Annotated in this window: 14 protein-coding genes; 6 read left to right on the top strand and 8 right to left on the bottom strand. The window is 66.5% G+C overall.

Annotation, left to right across the window (positions count from 1 at the left end):
* Nucleotides 1-63: 63 nt before the first annotated feature.
* The gene (locus tag ACMT1E_RS04860; RefSeq protein WP_414902562.1) at nucleotides 64-1,338 is read left to right on the top strand and encodes an MFS transporter; all 1,275 of its coding nucleotides are present in this window, start codon (nucleotides 64-66) and stop codon (nucleotides 1,336-1,338) included.
* Nucleotide 1,339: 1 nt separating this feature from the next.
* Here ACMT1E_RS04860 and ACMT1E_RS04865 read toward each other — a convergent pair whose 3' ends face one another.
* Nucleotides 1,340-2,653, bottom strand: a complete 1,314-nt coding sequence (locus ACMT1E_RS04865; protein WP_414902563.1) for a spinster family MFS transporter — start codon at nucleotides 2,651-2,653, stop codon at nucleotides 1,340-1,342.
* Nucleotides 2,654-2,886: 233 nt separating this feature from the next.
* Between ACMT1E_RS04865 and ACMT1E_RS04870 the strand changes: the two genes are divergently transcribed.
* A complete protein-coding gene (locus tag ACMT1E_RS04870) occupies nucleotides 2,887-4,560 on the top strand; it encodes a GMC oxidoreductase (protein ID WP_414903276.1) in 1,674 nt (557 codons plus the stop codon).
* Nucleotides 4,560-5,183 carry a gluconate 2-dehydrogenase subunit 3 family protein gene (locus tag ACMT1E_RS04875; protein WP_414902564.1) on the top strand — a complete coding sequence of 208 codons (624 nt, stop codon included), beginning with the start codon at nucleotides 4,560-4,562 and terminating at the stop codon, nucleotides 5,181-5,183. The genes ACMT1E_RS04870 and ACMT1E_RS04875 overlap by 1 nt, the downstream gene beginning before the upstream one ends.
* A 7-nt stretch (nucleotides 5,184-5,190) precedes the next feature.
* Here the strand turns inward: ACMT1E_RS04875 and ACMT1E_RS04880 are convergent, their stop codons facing one another.
* Genes ACMT1E_RS04880 through ACMT1E_RS04910 form a run of 7 tightly spaced genes read right to left on the bottom strand, consistent with a single transcriptional unit; the run spans nucleotide 5,191 to nucleotide 13,313 of the window.
* Nucleotides 5,191-6,111 (bottom strand): sugar phosphate isomerase/epimerase family protein, encoded by a 921-nt coding sequence (locus ACMT1E_RS04880; protein ID WP_414902565.1) that lies wholly within the window; start codon nucleotides 6,109-6,111, stop codon nucleotides 5,191-5,193.
* A 37-nt stretch (nucleotides 6,112-6,148) separates the two neighbouring features.
* Entirely contained in the window at nucleotides 6,149-7,066 is a 918-nt protein-coding gene (locus tag ACMT1E_RS04885) for a sugar phosphate isomerase/epimerase family protein (protein WP_414902566.1), read from the bottom strand.
* Nucleotides 7,067-7,101: 35 nt separating this feature from the next.
* On the bottom strand, nucleotides 7,102-8,310 hold the full coding sequence (locus tag ACMT1E_RS04890; protein WP_414902567.1) for a Gfo/Idh/MocA family protein: 1,209 nt from the start codon (nucleotides 8,308-8,310) through the stop codon (nucleotides 7,102-7,104).
* Nucleotides 8,311-8,339: 29 nt separating this feature from the next.
* On the bottom strand, nucleotides 8,340-9,728 hold the full coding sequence (locus tag ACMT1E_RS04895; RefSeq protein ID WP_414902568.1) for an MFS transporter: 1,389 nt from the start codon (nucleotides 9,726-9,728) through the stop codon (nucleotides 8,340-8,342).
* 28 nt (nucleotides 9,729-9,756) lie between these two features.
* Nucleotides 9,757-11,214 (bottom strand): mannitol dehydrogenase family protein, encoded by a 1,458-nt coding sequence (locus tag ACMT1E_RS04900; protein ID WP_414902569.1) that lies wholly within the window; start codon nucleotides 11,212-11,214, stop codon nucleotides 9,757-9,759.
* Nucleotides 11,211-12,614 (bottom strand): glucuronate isomerase, encoded by a 1,404-nt coding sequence (uxaC, locus tag ACMT1E_RS04905; protein ID WP_414902570.1) that lies wholly within the window; start codon nucleotides 12,612-12,614, stop codon nucleotides 11,211-11,213. The genes ACMT1E_RS04900 and uxaC overlap by 4 nt, the downstream gene beginning before the upstream one ends.
* The gene (locus tag ACMT1E_RS04910; protein ID WP_414903278.1) at nucleotides 12,615-13,313 is read right to left on the bottom strand and encodes a FadR/GntR family transcriptional regulator; all 699 of its coding nucleotides are present in this window, start codon (nucleotides 13,311-13,313) and stop codon (nucleotides 12,615-12,617) included.
* 195 nt (nucleotides 13,314-13,508) lie between these two features.
* On the opposite strand from ACMT1E_RS04910, the gene manD reads away from it, so the two are divergent.
* The 3 genes from manD to ACMT1E_RS04925 all read left to right on the top strand — a co-directional run bounded on the left by manD (nucleotide 13,509) and on the right by ACMT1E_RS04925 (nucleotide 17,994).
* Nucleotides 13,509-14,717 carry a D-mannonate dehydratase ManD gene (gene manD / locus ACMT1E_RS04915; RefSeq protein WP_414902571.1) on the top strand — a complete coding sequence of 403 codons (1,209 nt, stop codon included), beginning with the start codon at nucleotides 13,509-13,511 and terminating at the stop codon, nucleotides 14,715-14,717.
* 182 nt (nucleotides 14,718-14,899) lie between these two features.
* On the top strand, nucleotides 14,900-17,092 hold the full coding sequence (locus ACMT1E_RS04920; RefSeq protein WP_414902572.1) for a TonB-dependent receptor: 2,193 nt from the start codon (nucleotides 14,900-14,902) through the stop codon (nucleotides 17,090-17,092).
* Nucleotides 17,092-17,994: a sugar phosphate isomerase/epimerase family protein gene (locus ACMT1E_RS04925; protein ID WP_414902573.1), complete on the top strand. Its 903-nt coding sequence runs from the start codon at nucleotides 17,092-17,094 to the stop codon at nucleotides 17,992-17,994. The genes ACMT1E_RS04920 and ACMT1E_RS04925 overlap by 1 nt, the downstream gene beginning before the upstream one ends.
* The last annotated feature ends 3 nt before the right edge of the window (nucleotides 17,995-17,997 follow it).

Raw genomic sequence — 17,997 nt, forward strand, 5'->3', positions numbered from 1 at the left:
GGCTCTGCGCGGGCGATAAGTTGAAAACTAAAACAAATTGATGATGCCGGTAAAGGGGAGGTGATGGCGGTCGCGATCGATTCGAAAGTGCAGTTGCGCCGGGCTGTTCTGGCCTCTGTTGTCGGCAACACGCTGGAATGGTATGATTTCTTTCTGTATGGTACCGCTGCAGCGCTGATTTTCGGTCAGTTGTTCTTTCCGGTGGGTGATTCGCTGGCCAGCACGCTGGCGGCGTTCGCCAGTTTCGCCGTCGGTTTCGCGGCGCGGCCGCTCGGCGGGTTCATCTTCGGCCATGTCGGCGACCGGCACGGGCGCAAGGCATCACTGATCTGGACCCTGTCGATCATGGGGATCGCGACTTTCCTGATCGGGCTGCTGCCGACCTATGAACAGATCGGGCTGTTCGCGCCGGCGGCGCTGCTGATCCTGCGTGTCCTGCAGGGGATCGCGGCCGGCGGCGAATGGGGCGGCGGCGTGCTGATGATTACGGAGAACGCGCCCGCGCACCGCCGCGGCTTTTTCGGCGCATGGAGCCAGGTCGGCGTCGGTATGGGATTCGTGCTGTCTTCCCTGGCGTTTTTCGCCGCGCAGCAATTGCCGCACGAAGCCTTCATTTCCTGGGGCTGGCGCGTGCCGTTCCTGATCAGCATCGTCATCTTTTCCGTCGGCGTGTTCATTCGCTACCGGGTCAACGAGAGCGCCGAGTTCGGCGAAGTCGCGCGCACCGAACAGACGGCGGCGATGCCGTTCGTGACGTTGCTGCGCCGGCACCCTCGCGAGATGCTGGTCGGCATCGGCGCGCGGCTGGCGGAGAATTGCGGGTCGCACCTGCTGATCACTTTCTCGCTATTCTATGCCAAGGCGAGGGGGGCGCCGACCGACGTAATGTTGCTGGGCGTGGCGTTGGCGATGCTGGCTGACAGCGTGATGATGCCGGTGTTCGGTGCGCTGTCCGACCGGCTGGGACGGCGGCCGGTCTACATGTTCGGCGCAATTTCCATGGCGCTGTTCGGCTACCCGTTCTTCCTGATGATCGGTTCCGGCGACCCGGTGCTGATGATCACGGCGCTGGTCGTCGGCAATGGCATCTGCCACGCGGCGATGGTCGGGGTGCAGCCGGCGCTGTTCAGCGAGATGTTCAGCACCGAGGTGCGCTATTCGGGGTTGGCGATGGCGCACGAGGTATCGTCGCTGATCGTCGGCGTTGCGCCGATGATCGCGACGGCGCTGTTCGCCTACTACCAGTCGGCGGTGCCGGTCGCGCTCTACCTGGCGGCGGTATGCCTCGTCACCTTCGTCGCCATGTGCTTCGCCCGGCCGCCGGCGCCGGCGGCCTGAATCAGGCGGCCTCGCGCGCCATGAACCGCCGCATCGGCGCCATGCCCAGGCTGAGCAGCAACAGCCCGAAGATGCCGGCACCGGCCGTAACCAGCGCGATCGACGATCCGATCGCCGCCTGAGAGCCGAATACCTTGTCGTTGAGCAGGCCGACCAGCGCCGAGCCGACCGCAAGGCCGAGCAGGGAGTTGACGCACAGGAACAGCGCCGAGACGCGCGACCGCATCAGCGGCGGCGGCACGATCTGCATCACTGCGGCCGACGGCGGCATCGGGAAGGACGCGAAGAACTGCGCGACGAGCAACAGGCCGAGAGCGACCGGAAGTGACGGCGCGAACGGCAGCAGTGCGGTGGGGATGATGACGCCGCCGATGCCGACCATGCCCGCCCGGAACGGGGCGTCGCTATGCCCGGCGCGGTTCAACCGGTCGTTCAGCCAGCCGCTGGTCAGCACGCCACCGCCGCCGCCGATGATCGCGATGATGCCGAGGTAGAGGCCGCAGCTGGCCGGGCTTAGCCCGAAACTGCGCATCAGATAGGCCGGCGACCAGCCGAGCAGGGTGAACAACGCCATCGCCGCCAGGGTAAAGCCCGCGAAATGCGGCAGGAAGATACCACGTTCCGCCGACAGGAAGCGCAACACGGCGGAAAAGGGTGGGGAGGGTTCCACCGTCCGCCGCCCGCCGGCCGGTTCGCGCACGGTCAAACCGATTACCAGCGCGAGCAACAGGCCGGGCAGGCCGACAATCAGGAAAACGAGCTGCCACGGCTTGAATTCCATGCCCGCGATCATCCTCGGCCCGTCGCCGCTGACCATCGCGATCACCGATCCGCCGACGAGGAAGGCGATGCCGGCGCCAAGGAACGAGCCAAGGGAATAGAGCGCGACGGCGCGGCCCAGCTTTTCGCGCGGCATCAGGTCACTGATCAGCGAATAGGTCGCCGGCGACAGCGCCGCTTCCCCCGCGCCGACGCAGATGCGGGCGATGAACATCTGGGTGAAGCTGCGCGCCAGTCCGCAGGCCGCCGTCGCCAGACTCCAGAAGGCGACGCCGGCGGCGATGATCAGCGGCCGCGACGTCCGGTCCGACAAGGTGGCGATCGGGATGCCCATCGTTGCGTAGAAGATCGAGAAGGCGAGGCCGTGGAGCAGGCCAAACTGGGTGTCGGTAATGCCGAGGTCTGCCTGGATCGGCCCGATCAGCAGCGCCAGGATCTGCCGGTCGATGAACGAGAAGATATAGGCGACCATGCACAGCCAGACGACATACCAGGCGTGGCGTTCCGAGACCGGGCTGCCGGTGGCTGTGTTCATACTTGTTCTCCCCGAATGACGGCGATCGACGCCGGTCGCAGCAGATGTTTTCCGATCGTGCGCCGAACGCAAGATGCGAGATGAAAGAGTCAGGCCAAATTTGCAAAATCGGCATGACATTGTAGACTGACCAATATTGACAAGGCCGCGTGTGATACACAAGGTTCCATCTGGCGCCAGCGCAATATCGCGGCGGATAGGCGCAGCGGGAGGTAGGCTTGAGCGACGCAACCATGTTCGACGCGATCGTCGTCGGATCGGGCATCTCCGGCGGCTGGGCGGCCAAGGAGCTGACAGAGGGCGGCGCCAGGGTGCTGATGATCGAACGCGGCCGCAACGTCCGCCACGGCGAGGACTATACCTACGAACATGTGCCGCCGTGGGAAATGCCGTTCCGCGGCCTGGGCGACCGCCGGCGAATAGAGCGCGACTACCCGGTCCAGAGCCGCAGCCGCTCGTTCGACGAGGCGAGCGCCCAATTCTATGCGAACGACCGCGACCACCCTTATCAGGTCGAGCCGGGATCGGCCTTTTCCTGGCTGCGCGGCCAGCAGACCGGCGGCCGCTCGCTGATCTGGGGGCGGGTGGCGATGCGGCTGAGCGAGCTGAATTTCAGTGAGAACCGCCTGGACGGCCATGGGGTCGACTGGCCGATCCGCTATGCCGACATCGCCCGATGGTACGATTATGTCGAACGGTTCATCGGCGTCAGCGGCAACAGGGACGGGATCGACAGTCTGCCCGATGGTGTGTTTCTGCCGCCATTCGCGATGAACTGTATCGAGGAGCATGCCAGCAAGGCGATCAAGGCCAATTTCCCCGACCGCCGGCTGATCCATGCGCGTACCGCGGTGTTGAGCGAGGACCATGGCGGGCGCGCCAAATGCCATTTCTGCGGGCCGTGCCACCATGGCTGCTCGACCGGTTCTTTCTTCAGCACCCAGAGTTCGACGCTGCCGGCGGCCGAGGCGACCGGCCGGCTGACCCTGCTCAACGACACGATCGTCGCCGGCATCGACTATGACCCGAAGAGCAAGCGGGCCACCGGCGTGCGGACGATCGACAGCAAGACCGGCGAGCGGCGGACGTTCACAGCCCGGCTGATCTTCGTCAATGCATCGACGCTGGGCACGCTGCACGTGCTGCTCAATTCGGTGAGCGAGGCGTTTCCGCGCGGACTGGCGAACAGCAGCGGCGTGCTGGGCCACGGCATCATGGACACGATGAAGGGGCCGGTGGTGACCGGAACTTTCGACGGGTATGACGGCTTTCAGCCAGTCGGCAACCGGCCGGCGGGTATCTATATCCCGCGCTTCCGCAACGTCGGTGCAAAAGATGCCGATTTCCTGCGCGGCTACGGCTTCCAGGGCGGTGCCTCACGCGCGTTGTGGACGCGCGGGGTCGACCTGCCGCTATTCGGTGCCGAATTGAAGCGGGCGCTGCGCAAGCCGGGGCCGTGGCAATTGATGTTGGCCGGAATGGCGGAGCCGCTGCCCAATCCCCGCAATCAGGTTTCGCTCGACCCGAAACAAACGGACAAATGGGGCCTGCCGCAATTGCGCGTGCGCCATACCTGGTCAGATAATGAGCGACGGATGGTCGACGACATTCTGGCCGAGGGCGAAGCGATGCTCCGTTCCGCCGGCGCCGTCCGCATCGACAAGATCAACGAGATCAAGCCGGGCGGCGAGACCAATCACGAGATGGGTGGCGCGCCGATGGGCCATGACCCGGCGGGATCGGTGCTCAACCGGTTCAACCAGACGCATGACGTGCCGAACCTGTTCGTCACCGACGGCGCCTGCATGTCGTCCTCGCCCTGCCAGAACCCGTCGCTGACCTATATGGCGCTGACCGCGCGCGCGGCCGACTATGCGCTGACCCGGATGAAGCAGGGGGCGTTGTGATGACGGATTCGATAGCAGCGGGCGAAGGCGTCACGCTCACCCGTCGCGACATGGTGACGGCTTTCACCGCGCTCGGGCTGGGCGGCATTGCGTCGGTGCTGGTTGGCGGCTGCACGCCGCGCGACGGGGATGAGGGGATCGGCGCGGCGCAGAAGGTGCTGCTCGGCGCGGTGGCGGAAACCATCATCCCGGCGACCGACACCGCCGGGGCCGAAGCCGCCGGCGTCGTCGCGTTCATCGAGAAGATGGTCGACACCTGGCTTCACCCGGAAGAGCGGACCCGCTTCCTGGCGGGCATGAAGCGGTTCGATGCGGATGTGCGGCGGATCGCCGGCAAGGGTTATGTGGAATTGCCGGCGCCGGAAAAGCTGCGCGTGTTGACGATGATCGCCGAGAAGGAAGCGAAGCCCGCGCCGAAGGAGCTGGTGGTGCCGGCGGACGGGCCGTTCGTCGCGCAGATGAAGGCGCTGACGATCTTCGGCTATTACACGTCGGAAGCCGGCGCGTCGGAAGAGCTGGCGCTGGACCTGGTGCCCGGCGCCTACGACGCCTGCCACGCGATCGCGCCCGGCGACCATGCGCCGGCGTTGGGCGGCAGCAGCCCGTCGCTGCGCTTCCCCTGAGCCGGCGTCAGCCGATGGTGCGGTGGAGATAATCGATCGATGTGCGGATCGCCGCCATCGGATCGTCCGCACGATCGATCTCGACCAGGATATGGTCGATGCCGGCGTCGTCGCAGGTCTTGATCAGCGCCGGGACGTCGAGCGTGCCCTGGCCTACGGGAGCGAAATCACCATCGGCGGTGATGTCCTTCAGGTGGCACAGCTTGGTGCGGCCGGCGTAACGCTCCAGATAGGCGATCGGATCGGCGCCGGCCTTGGTCGTCCAGTAGAAATCGAGCTCGAACTTGACCTTGTCGGGGTCGGTGTTCTGCAGGAACAGGTCGAGGATAACGTCGTTGCCGACCTTGGCGAATTCCCGGTCGTGGTTGTGGAAGGCGAAGACCTTGCCCTCCTTGGCGCACATGTCGCCAAGCTCGTTGAACAGCTTGATATAGGCGTCGATCGTCGGCCTGTCGGCCAGCTGACCGTCGAGCAGGATCGCCCACATCACATAGGTCTGGCCGAGGATCTTCGACGTTTCGATCCCATCCTCGAACGCGGCGCGGGCGTTTTTCAGCGAGAAGGTGTCGGCGTAGACCTGCCGGTTGACGGCGGTGTCGACCTCTCGCTTCACCCAGCCGGCAAACGACTTATAGGTGGGGTTGGTGGGCGAGACGTGGTTGTTCGGTGAGGTCAGGCCGTAGCGGTCGAGGACAGACCGGACATAGGCCGGGTCGCGGCCGAAGCTGCCGGTGGTGCCGATTTCCTTGTAGCCCATCGCCGCGACTTCACGCAGCGTGCCTTCGAAGTCCGTCTCCAGCGCCTTGATGATCGTCCCGCCCTGGAGGCCCCAGCGGCGGGGTTTCTTGTTGGCGGCGATCAGCGGGCTGAGGCCGGTGGCGGCGAGGGGGGCGAGGGCCGAGTATTTCAGCAGGTCGCGGCGGTTCATGGGGACGGCCTTTCAGGCAGGAAGGAACGGCGGCGGATCAGCCGATGGTGCGGTGGAGATAATCGATCGAGGTACGGATCGCCGCCATCGGATCGTCCGCACGATCGATCTCGACCAGGATATGGTCGATGCCGGCGTCGTCGCAGGTCTTGATCAGCGCCGGGACGTCGAGTGTGCCCTGGCCTACGGGAGCGAAATCACCATCGGCGGTGATGTCCTTCAGGTGGCAGAGCTTGGTGCGGCCGGCGTAACGCTCCAGATAGGCGATCGGGTCGGCGCCGGCCTTGGTCGTCCAGTAGAAGTCCAGCTCGAACTTGACCTTGTCCGGGTCGGTGTTCTGCAGGAACAGGTCGAGGATCACGTCGTTGCCGACCTTGGCGAATTCGCGAGCATGGTTGTGGAAGGCGAAGATCTTGCCTTCCTTCGCGCACATGTCGCCGATCTCGTTGAACAGCTTGATATAGGCGTCGATGGTCGGGCGGTCGGCGATCTGGCCGTCGAGCAGGATCGCCCACATCACGTAGGTCTGGCCGAGGATCTTCGACGTCTCGATCCCGTCCTCGAACGCGGCGCGGGCGTTCTTCAGCGAGAAGGTGTTGGCGTAGAAGGTCATCACGTCATTGTCGGGCGCGGCCCGCGTCACCCAGTTGGCGAAGGCCTTGTAGGTGGGGTTGGGCGCGACGTGGTTGTTCGGTGAGGTCAGGCCGTAGCGGTCGAGGACCGAACGGACATAGGCCGGGTCGCGGCCGAAGCTGCCGGTGGTGCCGATTTCCTTGTAGCCCATCGCCGCGACTTCGCGCAGCGTGCCTTCGAAATCCGCTTCCAGCGCCTTGATGATCGTCCCGCCCTGGAGACCCCAGCGGCGGGGTTTCTTGTTGGCGGCGATCAGCGGGCTGAGGCCGGTGGCGGCGAGGGGGGCGAGGGCGGAATATTTGAGCAGGTCGCGACGGTTCATGGGGACGGCCTTTCAGATAGGTTATCGGGTGAATGTCAGCGTTGCAGATAGGGAAGCACGTCGACGACGCGGCGTTCGGCGGCGCTGAGATAGCCGGCGTAGATGACCAGCATGACGTCCATCGCCAGCAGCAGGTCGCTGCGCGGGGCGCGGTTGTTGGCGACGGCGCCGATGAAGTCGCGCAGTTCGTCCGGGTATCCGGTTACCATGTCCTCGTCCGGCGCGGGGAAGGACCAGCCTTCCTTCGTCTCGGTCTTTTCGACCAGATACTCGCTGTCGAAATAGGCGCCGTCGGGGGTGTAGGCCTGGCAGGTGGTGTTGGGATTGATGTTCGCCGTCACCACCGCCTTCGAGCCGTGGGCGGCGATATAGTTGCGGATGCCGCCCATCCGGGTGTCGGTGGAGGTGAGCTGGGCGACCGAGCCGTCCTCGAAGGCGAGGGTGATCGTCGCCCAGTCCTCCACATCTTCCCAGCCGGTGACGATGTGCTTGCGCGCCTCCGCCTCGAACGACGGGATCGCGGTCAGCTTCGCCACCTGGGCGCTGACCGAGACCGGGCGGATCGGCTTGCCGTCGCGGCGGCGGCCTTCCTCGTGCTTCAGGTGGAGGGCGGCGCCGATCGGGTGGGCGCAGAGCCGGAGCAGCGAGCCGCCGCCCGCCGTCCGCCAGCGCCGCGAATAGGCGGCGTGCGAGCCGGAGTGCGATTCCTCGCCCTGGATGCGCAGCAGCGTCGATCCGCTGGCCGCCATCAGCCGGTTCAGCTTGACGATCGGCGGGGCGTAGACCCAGTTTTCCGCGTAGCAGAAGGTGATGCCGGCGCGAGCGACCGCCTCCTCGACCGCGCGGGTCTGTTCCGTCACCGCGTCGAGCATCGCCGCGCGCGAATAGCCGTCCGCCGTCCAGTCCGCGCCGGCGCCGTCCGGGCCGAAGAAGCCGCCGAGCGGCTTTTCGCAGATCACGTGCTTGCCGCGCTCCGCCGCCTGCAGGACCAGCGGCACGTGCAGGTTGTTGGGCACGCACAGGTCGACGATGTCGATCGCCGGGTCGGCGAGCAGTTCGTCCGCGCTGGCATATTGGCGGGGGATGCCGAACTGGGCAGCGAGCGCCGCCGCCTTCGCCGGATCGCGCCCGGCGATCGCCGCCACCTCGAACGCCTCGCCATAGACCTTGCGGTAGCTGGCAAGGTGGAAGTGCGCCGAAAAACCGGCTCCGATGATACCGATACGCACCGGCCTGGTCGTCATGTCATTCCTTTCCCGCGCGCGAGGCGCCGTTAGTCCCGCAGGGCGCGGCCGCGCGTTTCGGGCGCGAACAGCGCCGTCACGATGCCGATCAGGAACACCGCGCACATCGTCATCGCCGAGAAGCGCAGCGGGTCCGGCGCCGGCAGGCCGCCATAGAGGTGGGTGGTCAGATAAGCCGAACCGAAGCTGCCGATGGCGGCGGCGAAGCGGCCGAGATTATAGGCGAAGGACACGCCGGTGCCCCGCGTCCGCGCGCCGAACAGTTCCGGCAGATAGATCGAGAAGCCGGCGAAGACGCTGAACTGGGCGGCGCCCATCAGCGGCATCATCCAATAGGCGTCGGCCGGGCTTTCCAGCCGCCAGTAGACGAACAGGGTGACGATGAGCGCGGCGCTGAACCCGGCGACGAAGGCCGGGCGGCGGCCGAAGCGCGCGGCGATCCACGAGAAGATCCACATGCCGATCGCGCCGCCGGCCATTTGCAGCATGAACGACCAGTTCTTGGCGCTGGCGACTGCCGCGGCGACCTGATCCGCCGGCAGCCGGGCAGAGAACCAGCCGGTGAACACCGCATGTTGCAGGTCGACGGCATATTCGCCGATCGCCCACAGGCCGACGACACCGGCAACGGCGAGCAGCGTGCCGATCAGCAGATTGTGCCGTTCGTCCTTCTGGCGCAGCAATTCACCATAGGAGCCGAAAACCCCCTTGGGCAGTTGCCCGTCCGCTTTCAGTTTCAGCCAGGCATCGGATTCGCGCAGGCGCAGCGCCGACAGGATGGCGAGCAGGGCCGGGAGGGCGCCGATCGCGAACAGCCAGCGCCAGCCATGGGCGGCGTCTATCCAGCCGTGCGCGCCGAGGGTGTCGACCCCCATCTTGACGAAGGCGGCGCCGACATTGCCGAAGGTCGACAGCACCTGCAGCCCGGCGAGCATCGCCAGCCGCGCCGCGCCCGACATGGTTTCGGCGATGATCGCGACGGCAAGGCCGAAGATGCCGCCGATGCCGAGGCCGGTAACGAAGCGCAGGATCGCGAATTCTTCCGGCGTGCGGCACAGCGCGGTCAGCCCGGTACAGACCGAGTAGAGCAGGATCGAAATGGTCAGCAGGCGGACCCGGCCGAAACGGTCGCCGAGCGCGCCGAAGGTCAGCCCGCCGATGCCCCAGCCGACCAGGAACAGCGCGGTCGAAGTCTTGGCGAAGGCCTGCACTTCAAGGCTGCCCGCCGGCAGGCCCATCAGGTCGGCAAGAGCGGGAATCCGCGCCAGCGAGAACAACCGCTGGTCCATCGTATCGAACAGCCAGGCGCCGGAGACGACGGCGAAGACGAACCATTGGTAGCGGGTGACCGTTCTCCACCAGGGCAGGTCGGAATCAGGCTGTGCGATGGTCTCTCTCCGCCCCGTGTGGTTAGCCACACATGTATGACCAAAATTTCCTACTTGTTCAAAATTGGTCAGTCAATAGTGCTGGTGCGGTTATCGCCGCGATCAGCGCTCGCGGATCGCCGGCGACCAGCCGGGCAAGCATGGCGGCAAGCGCCGAAGGCAGCGCCGCGCTGTCGCGGAACGCGGCGGGGAAGACGCCGGACTGATCGACCATCGCGGCGGCGGCGGCGTGCGCGTCCCCCGCCGCCCCCTGCCAGAGCGCGGCGAGTCGGTCGGCGAGCGGATCGTCGACCGGGCGGCCGGTGGTGCCGCCGACATGGACGATCCACGCCGAGAGGCTGAGCAGATAGGCGGGGCTGGCAAGGCCGCGCGCGTCGCGCTCGACCATCGCCGCCAGCCAGCGTTGCGGGATCTTCTGCGATCCGTCGATCGCGATCTGGTCGAGCCGGTGGGGCAGGGCGGGGTTGTCGAACCGGCGGAGCAGCGCGTCGGCATAGGCGGGGTAGTCCAGCCCGGCGGCCGGCGCCAGCGTCGGTATCGCCTCGCCGTCGATCTGGCGACGGAGCAGCGCGGCGAGGGCGGGATCGGCGACCGCCTGATGCACATAGGTGTGGCCAAGAAGCAGGCCGACATAGGCGAGGGTCGAATGGCTGCCGTTCAGCAGGCGCAGCTTTGCCAGTTCGAACGGGTGGACGTCCGCGACGATCTGAGCGCCGCCGACTTCCCAGCGCGGACGCGGACCGGCGAAGCGGTCCTCGATCACCCACTGGCGGAACGGTTCGGTGACGACCAGGCCGCGATCGTCGACCGGTGCGCCGTCCATGTCGGCGGCGGTGGTGCGCGGGACGATGCGGTCAACCATCGTGTTCGGGCAGGTCCAGCGCCGTTCCAGCGGCCGGCCGCGCCGGGCGAGGAACGCGCCGAGCAGCCGGTCGAGCAGATCGCCGTTGCCGGACAGATTGTCGCAGGACAGCAGGGTCAGCGGCCCGGAGCCAGCCGCCTGCCGCCGGTCGAGCGCGGCGGCGAGATAGCCGAAAATGGTGCGCGGCGCGGCGCCGGACAGGTCATGGGCGATCGCCGGATCGTCAAACAGCAGGCCGTCCCCGGCCGGATCACGGTAATAGCCCTTCTCGGTGACGGTTAGGGTTACGATGTGGACGGCGGGGTCGGCGAGCGCGGCGATCACCCGTTCGGGCGATTCCGGTGCGACCAGCACGGTGTTGATCGCGCCGATCAGCCGCCGCGCCGGGCCGGCGCCGCTGCGTTCCTCTACCATGTAAACACAGTCCTGCGGCGCCAGCGCATCGCGCGTCGACGGCGAGCGCAGCGACACGGCGGTGATCCCCCAGCCGGTGTCGCCGGCGGCGAGCGCGTCGTCGGTGTAGACCGCCTGATGGGCGCGGTGGAACGCGCCGATGCCGAGGTGGACGATGCCGCTTGTCGTCCGGTCGCGGACATAGCCGATCGGGGCGACACCGGCCGGGATGTTTCCCGGCGACAGGCGCGGGCGGCTCACAGCCGGTAGGCCGACGTGACCAGCGTGCTGGTCAGCGCGACGGCCAGCTCCGCCGCCTCGCCCTCGTCGATCTGATGCTCTGCGACCAGTTCGGCGAGGAAGCCGCAATCGATCCGCCGGGCGACGTCGTGCCGCGCCGGGATCGACAGGAAGGCGCGGGTGTCGTCATTGAAGCCGACGAGATTGTAGAAGCCCGCCGTTTCCGTCATCTGGCGGCGGAAGCGGCGCATCCCGTCCGGGCTGTCGTGGAACCACCAGGCCGGGCCGAGGCGCAGCGCCGGGTAATGGCCGGCGAGCGGCGCCAGTTCGCGCGCGTAAACGGTCTCGTCCAGCGTGAACAGGATGATCGTCTGCGCCGGATCGTTGCCGTGCCGGTCGAGCAGCGGGCGGAGCGCGCCGACGAAATCGGTGCGGGTCGGGATGTCGGCGCCCTTGTCCCGGCCGAAGCGGGCGAACAGCGCGCTGTTGTGGTTGCGGAACGAGCCGGGGTGGATCTGCACGACCAGCCGGTCGTCGCGGCTCATATCGGCCATCACCGTCAGCATATGGGCGCGGAACAGCTCGGCCCGGTCCGGGGCGGGCGGGGTGGCGGCGGTTACCTCGGTAAACAGCGCCTCCGCTTCCGGCGCGGTCAGCACGGCGGTGGCGGCGGTCGGGTGGCCATGATCGCTGGCGGTGGCGCCGGCGGCGATGAAGGCGGCCCGGCGCTGGCGCAGCGCGGCGAGGTAGCCGGGGTAGGACAGGCAATCCTCCCCCGTCATCTCCGACAGGCGGGCGAGGTTGGCGGTGAAGCCCTCATAGTCCGGGTCGACGACCGGATCGGGGCGGAAGGTGGTGATGACCCGGCCCGGCCAGCCGGAGGCGCGGATCTTCGCGTGATGCTCCAGCGGGTCGAGCGGCGACTCGGTCGTCGCCAGCGCCGCGATGTTGAACCGGTCGAACAGCGCGCGGGGGCGGTAGGCGGGCTGGGCCAGCCGCTCGGCGATCCGGTCGTAATACAGGTCGGCGGTTTCCGCCTCCAGCCGGACAGTGAGGCCGAACACCTCGCTGAACACCCAGTCCAGCCACAGCCGCGACGGGGTGCCGCGGAACAGGTGGTAGTTCCGGGCGAAGATGTGCCAGGCGGCGCGCGAATCGACCGGGCCGCCGCCGATGCCCAGATCTTCCAGCCGGACGCCCTGGCTGTAGAGCATGCGGAAGACATAGTGGTCGGGCGCGATCAGCAGCGCGGTCGGGTCGGCGAACGGCGCGTCGTCCGCGAACCAGGCCGGATCGGTGTGGCCGTGCGGGCTGACGATCGGTAGGCCGGCGACGGCTTCGTACAGCCGGCGCGCGATGGCGCGCACGCCGGGGTCGACCGGAAACAGGCGGTCCGGATGGAGGACGAGGGGGGTGGCCATCTAGATCGAGACGACGCGAACGAACCGGTCGCGGGTGCTGCGCGCCTGCTGCCGGGCGCGCTCGATTGCTTCTTCCTCGGTGGCGAACAGCAGATGCTCGATCACCGCGCCGAGATGTTCGCGCATCGCGGTGCGGGCGCGGGCGGGGTCGCGGGCCTGAAGCGCCTCGACGATACCCATATGTTCCTGGATCACCGGCTTGACCTGGGCGTTGCGCGCCTTTTCGTGGAGCAGCGCGCATTCCGGCGCGGATTGCCGCATTTCCCAGAACGCTTCGATCGTCTTGGCGATGGCGGCGTTGCGGGTGGCGCGGGCGATCAGCATGTGGAAATCGCGGTCCGCCTCCTCCGCTGCGGCGGGGTCTCCGGCCGCATCCATCCGCGCGACGAGCAGCGGCAGTTCGTCCAGTTCCTCGTCGGTGATGTTGGTGGCGGCAAGGGCGGCGGCCTCGCTTTCGAACAGCAGGCGTGCCTCGGTCAGTTCGAAGGCGGTGACGCCGAAGCCGGGTGCCTCGCGACGGCCGGTCTGGCGGCGGACATAGGCGCCGGAGCCGACCCGCACCTCGACGACGCCCTGCACTTCCAGCGCGATGATCGCTTCGCGCACCGTCGGGCGGCTGACGTTGAATTCGGCCGATATCTCCCGCTCCGCCGGCATCCGCCCGCCGACCGGGTAGGTGCCGTCGTTGATGCGGTCCATCAGCTTGTGCGCGATCTCCCGATAGAGGCGCTGCGAATCCGCCGGGGGCGCAACATCTATTTTCTCGCTCAGAACCTGGTGCACGGGGAATCCTCCGGGTGTTAGGATTATTGGTCTAACACTATGTACAAACTTGACAGACCAATATTGTCAGGTCAAGACGCATGACCATAACCGACTTCGCGGGGGAGAGCCATGAGAATTGACGCTGCGAGGGTTATCATCACCTCGCCGGGCCGCAATTTCGTTTCGGTAAAGATCGAGACGGATCAAGGCGTTTACGGCGTGGGCGATGCGACCCTCAACGGCCGGGAGCTGGCGGTGGCATCCTATCTTCAGGATCACGTGCTGCCGTGCGTCGTCGGGCGCGATCCGCGCCGGATCGAGGATATCTGGCAGTATCTGTATCGCGGCGCCTACTGGCGGCGCGGGCCGGTCACGATGTCGGCGATCGCCGCGGTCGACATGGCGCTGTGGGACATCAAGGCCAAGATGGCCGGGATGCCGCTATACGACCTGCTGGGCGGGAAGAGCCGCGACGGCGTGCTGGTCTATGGTCATGCCAATGGCGCCGACATTGCCGAGACCGTCGATGAGGTCGGCCGCTATCTGGGGTTGGGCTACAAGGCGATCCGCGCCCAGTCCGGCATCCCCGGTCTCGCCGCCGCTTACGGCGTCGGGCGCGGCAAGGATTATTACGAGCCGGCCGACGCCAGCCTGCCGTCCGAGACGGTGTGGGACACGCGCAAATACATGCAGTTCGTCCCCGGCCTGTTCGAAAAGCTGCGCGAAACCTATGGTCAGGCGCCGCAATTGCTGCACGACGTCCACCACCGGTTGACCCCGATGGAGGCGGCCCGGCTGGGCCGGGCGCTGGAGCCGTATGACCTGTTCTGGCTGGAGGACGCGACCCCGGCGGAGAATCAGGAGGCGTTCCGCCTGATCCGCGAGAACACCGTGATCCCGCTGGCGGTGGGCGAGGTGTTCAACAGCATCTGGGACTGCAAGGACCTGATCCAGAACCAGCTGATCGACTATATCCGCGTGCCGGTGGTGCGCGCCGGTGGCATCACCCACCTGCGCCGGATCGCCGACCTTGCCGGGTTGCATCAGGTGCGGACCGGCTTCCACGGCGCGACCGACCTGTCGCCGGTGACGATGGGCGCGGCGCTGCATTTCGACAGCTGGGTGCCGAATTTCGGCATCCAGGAATATATGCGCCACACGCCGGAGACCGACGCGGTGTTCCCGCACGCCTATTATTTCGAGGACGGGCTGCTGCACCCTGGCGACGCGCCCGGCCACGGCGTCGACATCGACGAGAAGGAGGCGGCGCGCTTCCCGTACAAACCGGCTTACCTGCCGGTTACCCGGCTGGAAGACGGCACGATGTGGAACTGGTGAGCCGCCGTCCCGCCGGGCGCGAATCTGCCCGGCGGTCGTCAACGGCGATGCGTGCGGCAAACAGGACTTACCACTCTATCAAATATTGACAGGCCAATTATTCCACAATAGGCAGATCAGGTCATACATGTAGGTTAGGCCGACGATCTGAGCGGCAATGTACCCAAAAGGGAGGGGCTATCATGCGGAAATTCCTATCGACCAGCGCGCTGTGTTCGGCGGCTGCCTGTCTGTTGCTGCCGGTGGCGCCCGCCCACGCGCAGGAGGGCGGCGACGAGGGGCTGGCCGATATTATCGTCACCGCTGAAAAGCGGCCGAGCGTTGCCCAGCGCACCGCGATCGCGCTGACCGTGGTCGATGCCGAGGCACTGAAGCGGCAGGGTGTCGGCAACGTTGCCGACCTGACCACGCTGACGCCCAGCGTCAATTTCGCGACTAACGGCCCTTCGTCGATCATCACCATCCGTGGTGTGTCGAGCCGCGACACCAACCAGCTGGGCGACCCGGCGGTTTCGATCAGCATCGACGGTTTCTACCTGCAGCGCGCGCTGGGCCTGAACGCCGCGCTGTTCGATCTGGAGCGGGTGGAAGCGCTGCGCGGGCCGCAGGGCACGCTGCTTGGCCGCAACGCCACCGGTGGTGCGCTCAGCATCGTCAGCGCCAAGCCGCTTGATCATTTCGCGGCGTCCGCGACGGTGGAATACGGCAATTACGACACGTTCAATACTCAGGGCTTCGTCAACATCCCGCTGGCCGAAGGCGTCAAGATGCGCGCGTCGTTCCAGACCCGCGACCGTGACGGCTACCGCGACAATGCGCCGGGCCGCGACGCCGACGACGAGCACAGCAAGGCCGCCCGCATCCACGTCCAGTTCGACCCGACGCCGGAGTGGACGCTGTTGATCACCGGCGAATATGCGCAGACCAACGGCGCCGGTCCGGGGCTCCAGGCGATTCCGTGGCGCTATATCGCCGGCACCAGCAACGTCGATTATTCCAAGCCGCCGGTCCCCAACGCCGGCAAGAAATTCCCGACTCCGCCGGGGCAGTTCCTGCGGACCCAGACCGTCAATTTCCGCTGGAACACCAGCTATGATTTCGGTCCGGCGTCGGTCACCTATCTGGGTGGATACCGCGAGTTCCAGCTCGACCGGTTGAATGGGCTGGGCGCGCCGTTTGGTTCGGCTCGGCAGAATTTCTCATTCGACCAGCAGGAGCGGCCGAATTCGTGGAATCACGAGTTCCGGATCACGTCCGCGCAGGACCAGCCGCTGCTGTGGCAGGCCGGCCTCTACCATTTCAGCGAGAAGAACAGCACCCAGTCGCTGTTCGCCGACTTCCCGGGCAGCCCGGGCCTGATGGGTCCGGCGAAATACCTGCAGATCTTCGTCAAGCCGGATCTGCTGCTGAAGTCGTCAGCGGCGTTTGGTCAGGCATCCTATGCCGTCACCGATACGCTGCGGCTGGAAGCGGGGCTGCGGTATTCCAAGGACAACAAGCATAACCTGAACGCGACCAACCTTGCGACCAACGTCAACAATTACATCGCGACCGGCGCCATTTCGTACGTTTCGAACCCGCCGACAGCGACGGAGATTTCGTCGAGCAAGGTGACGTATCATGCAGCGGCCAACCTGCAGTGGACGCCGCAGAACCTGCTCTATGTGAAATACGACACCGGCTATAAGGCGGGCGGGTTCACCGACCTTAACCCCTACGGCCCGGAAAATCTGACCGCCTATGAGATCGGTTCCAAGAACCGGTTCCTTGGCAACACGTTGCAGATCAACGCTTCCGCGTTCCTGTATGATTACAAGAACCAGCAGGTGCAGCAGCAGATCACGCTGCCGTCGGGCGGCGTCGGCACCGGCACGGTCAACGCCGGTAAATCGAAGATCTACGGCGCCGACCTGGACCTGATCTGGCAGCCCAGCTCGTCCGACCGGTTCGATTTCTACATCGGTTACCTCCATGCCCGCTTCAAGGATTTCGTCGTGTTCAGCGGCGGCAACCAGCAGCTGGCCGGAAACCGGCTGCAGCAGGCGCCGGACTGGACGATGAACATCGGTTACGAACACACGTGGGATGTCGGCGACGGCACGCTGACCGCACGCGCGCAGACCCATTTCGAGAGCAAGAGCTACTTCACCTTCTTCAACTACGAGTCCGACAAGCAATCGGGGTACCACCGGTCGGACGTGACGCTAACCTACCGGGCGCCGGACGACCGCTGGTCGCTGGAAGCCTATGTCCGCAACCTGGAGAACGAGCCGGTCCTCGCCTACGCCGACGTGACGGGTGGCACCTGGGGCACCTATCGCTACACGTATCAGGCGCCGCGGACGTTTGGTGCGCGCCTGACGGTGAATTTCTGATGGGTGGGGCGCCGCGGGCGAGCCGCCGGAGCTTCCTGTACGGGGCGGGGGCGACGGCGGCGGCCGTTGCCGCCGGCCTTCCCGCCTGGGCGGCGGTGCGGCGGCCTTTCGCCCCGCTGCTGGGGGCATGGACGTCGCTCGACAATTGCGGGTTGCTGGCGTCGGCCGGCTACGGCTTTGTCGAAGAGGAAGTCGACCGTTTCCTTGTCCCCGGCCGGGACGAGGCGGCGTTCGAGCGCAATCTGGCGGCGGCGGCGCGGCAGCCGGTTCCGGTGCTGTCCTGCGTTCGTTTCCTGCCGCCGGAATTGCAGAGCATCGGCCCGGATGCGAACCATGACGGCATCGCCGCCTTTTCCGAGATCGTGTTTCGCCGGGCGCGGCGGGCCGGGGTGCGTTACATCGTGTTCGGCAGCCCGCGTTCGCGCAAGGTGCCGGACGGCTTTTCGCGCGAGGCGGCGAAAGCGCAACTGGTCGCGCTGGGCCGGATACTGGGCCCGATCGCCCAGGCGAACGACGTCATCATGGTTCTGGAGCCGCTGAACCAGAGCGAGACCAACTTCATCAACCGGGTCAGCGAGGGTGCCGAGATCGTCCGCGCCGCCGGCCATCCGCATTTCCGCCTGATGGCGGACCTGTTCCACATGAAGACCGAGGACGAGGGGCCGCAGAGCATTCTCGCCAATGGCGACCTGCTGCACCACGCGCAGATCGCCGAGAAGCAGGGGCGGCGGGCGCCGGGCGTCAGCAACGAGGATTTCATCCCCTATTTCAAGGCGCTGTGGGATGTCGGTTATGCAGGCCCGTTGTCCGTAGAGTGCATCTGGTCCGATGTGCAGACGGAAGCGCCGTTGGCCAGCCGCACGATTTCCGGGCAGATCGCCCGCATGGTCAAGGCGGGTTAGTCG

The sequence above is a fragment of the Sphingomonas flavalba genome (genome assembly GCF_047553045.1).
GTDB lineage: Bacteria > Pseudomonadota > Alphaproteobacteria > Sphingomonadales > Sphingomonadaceae > Sphingomonas_L > Sphingomonas_L flavalba_A.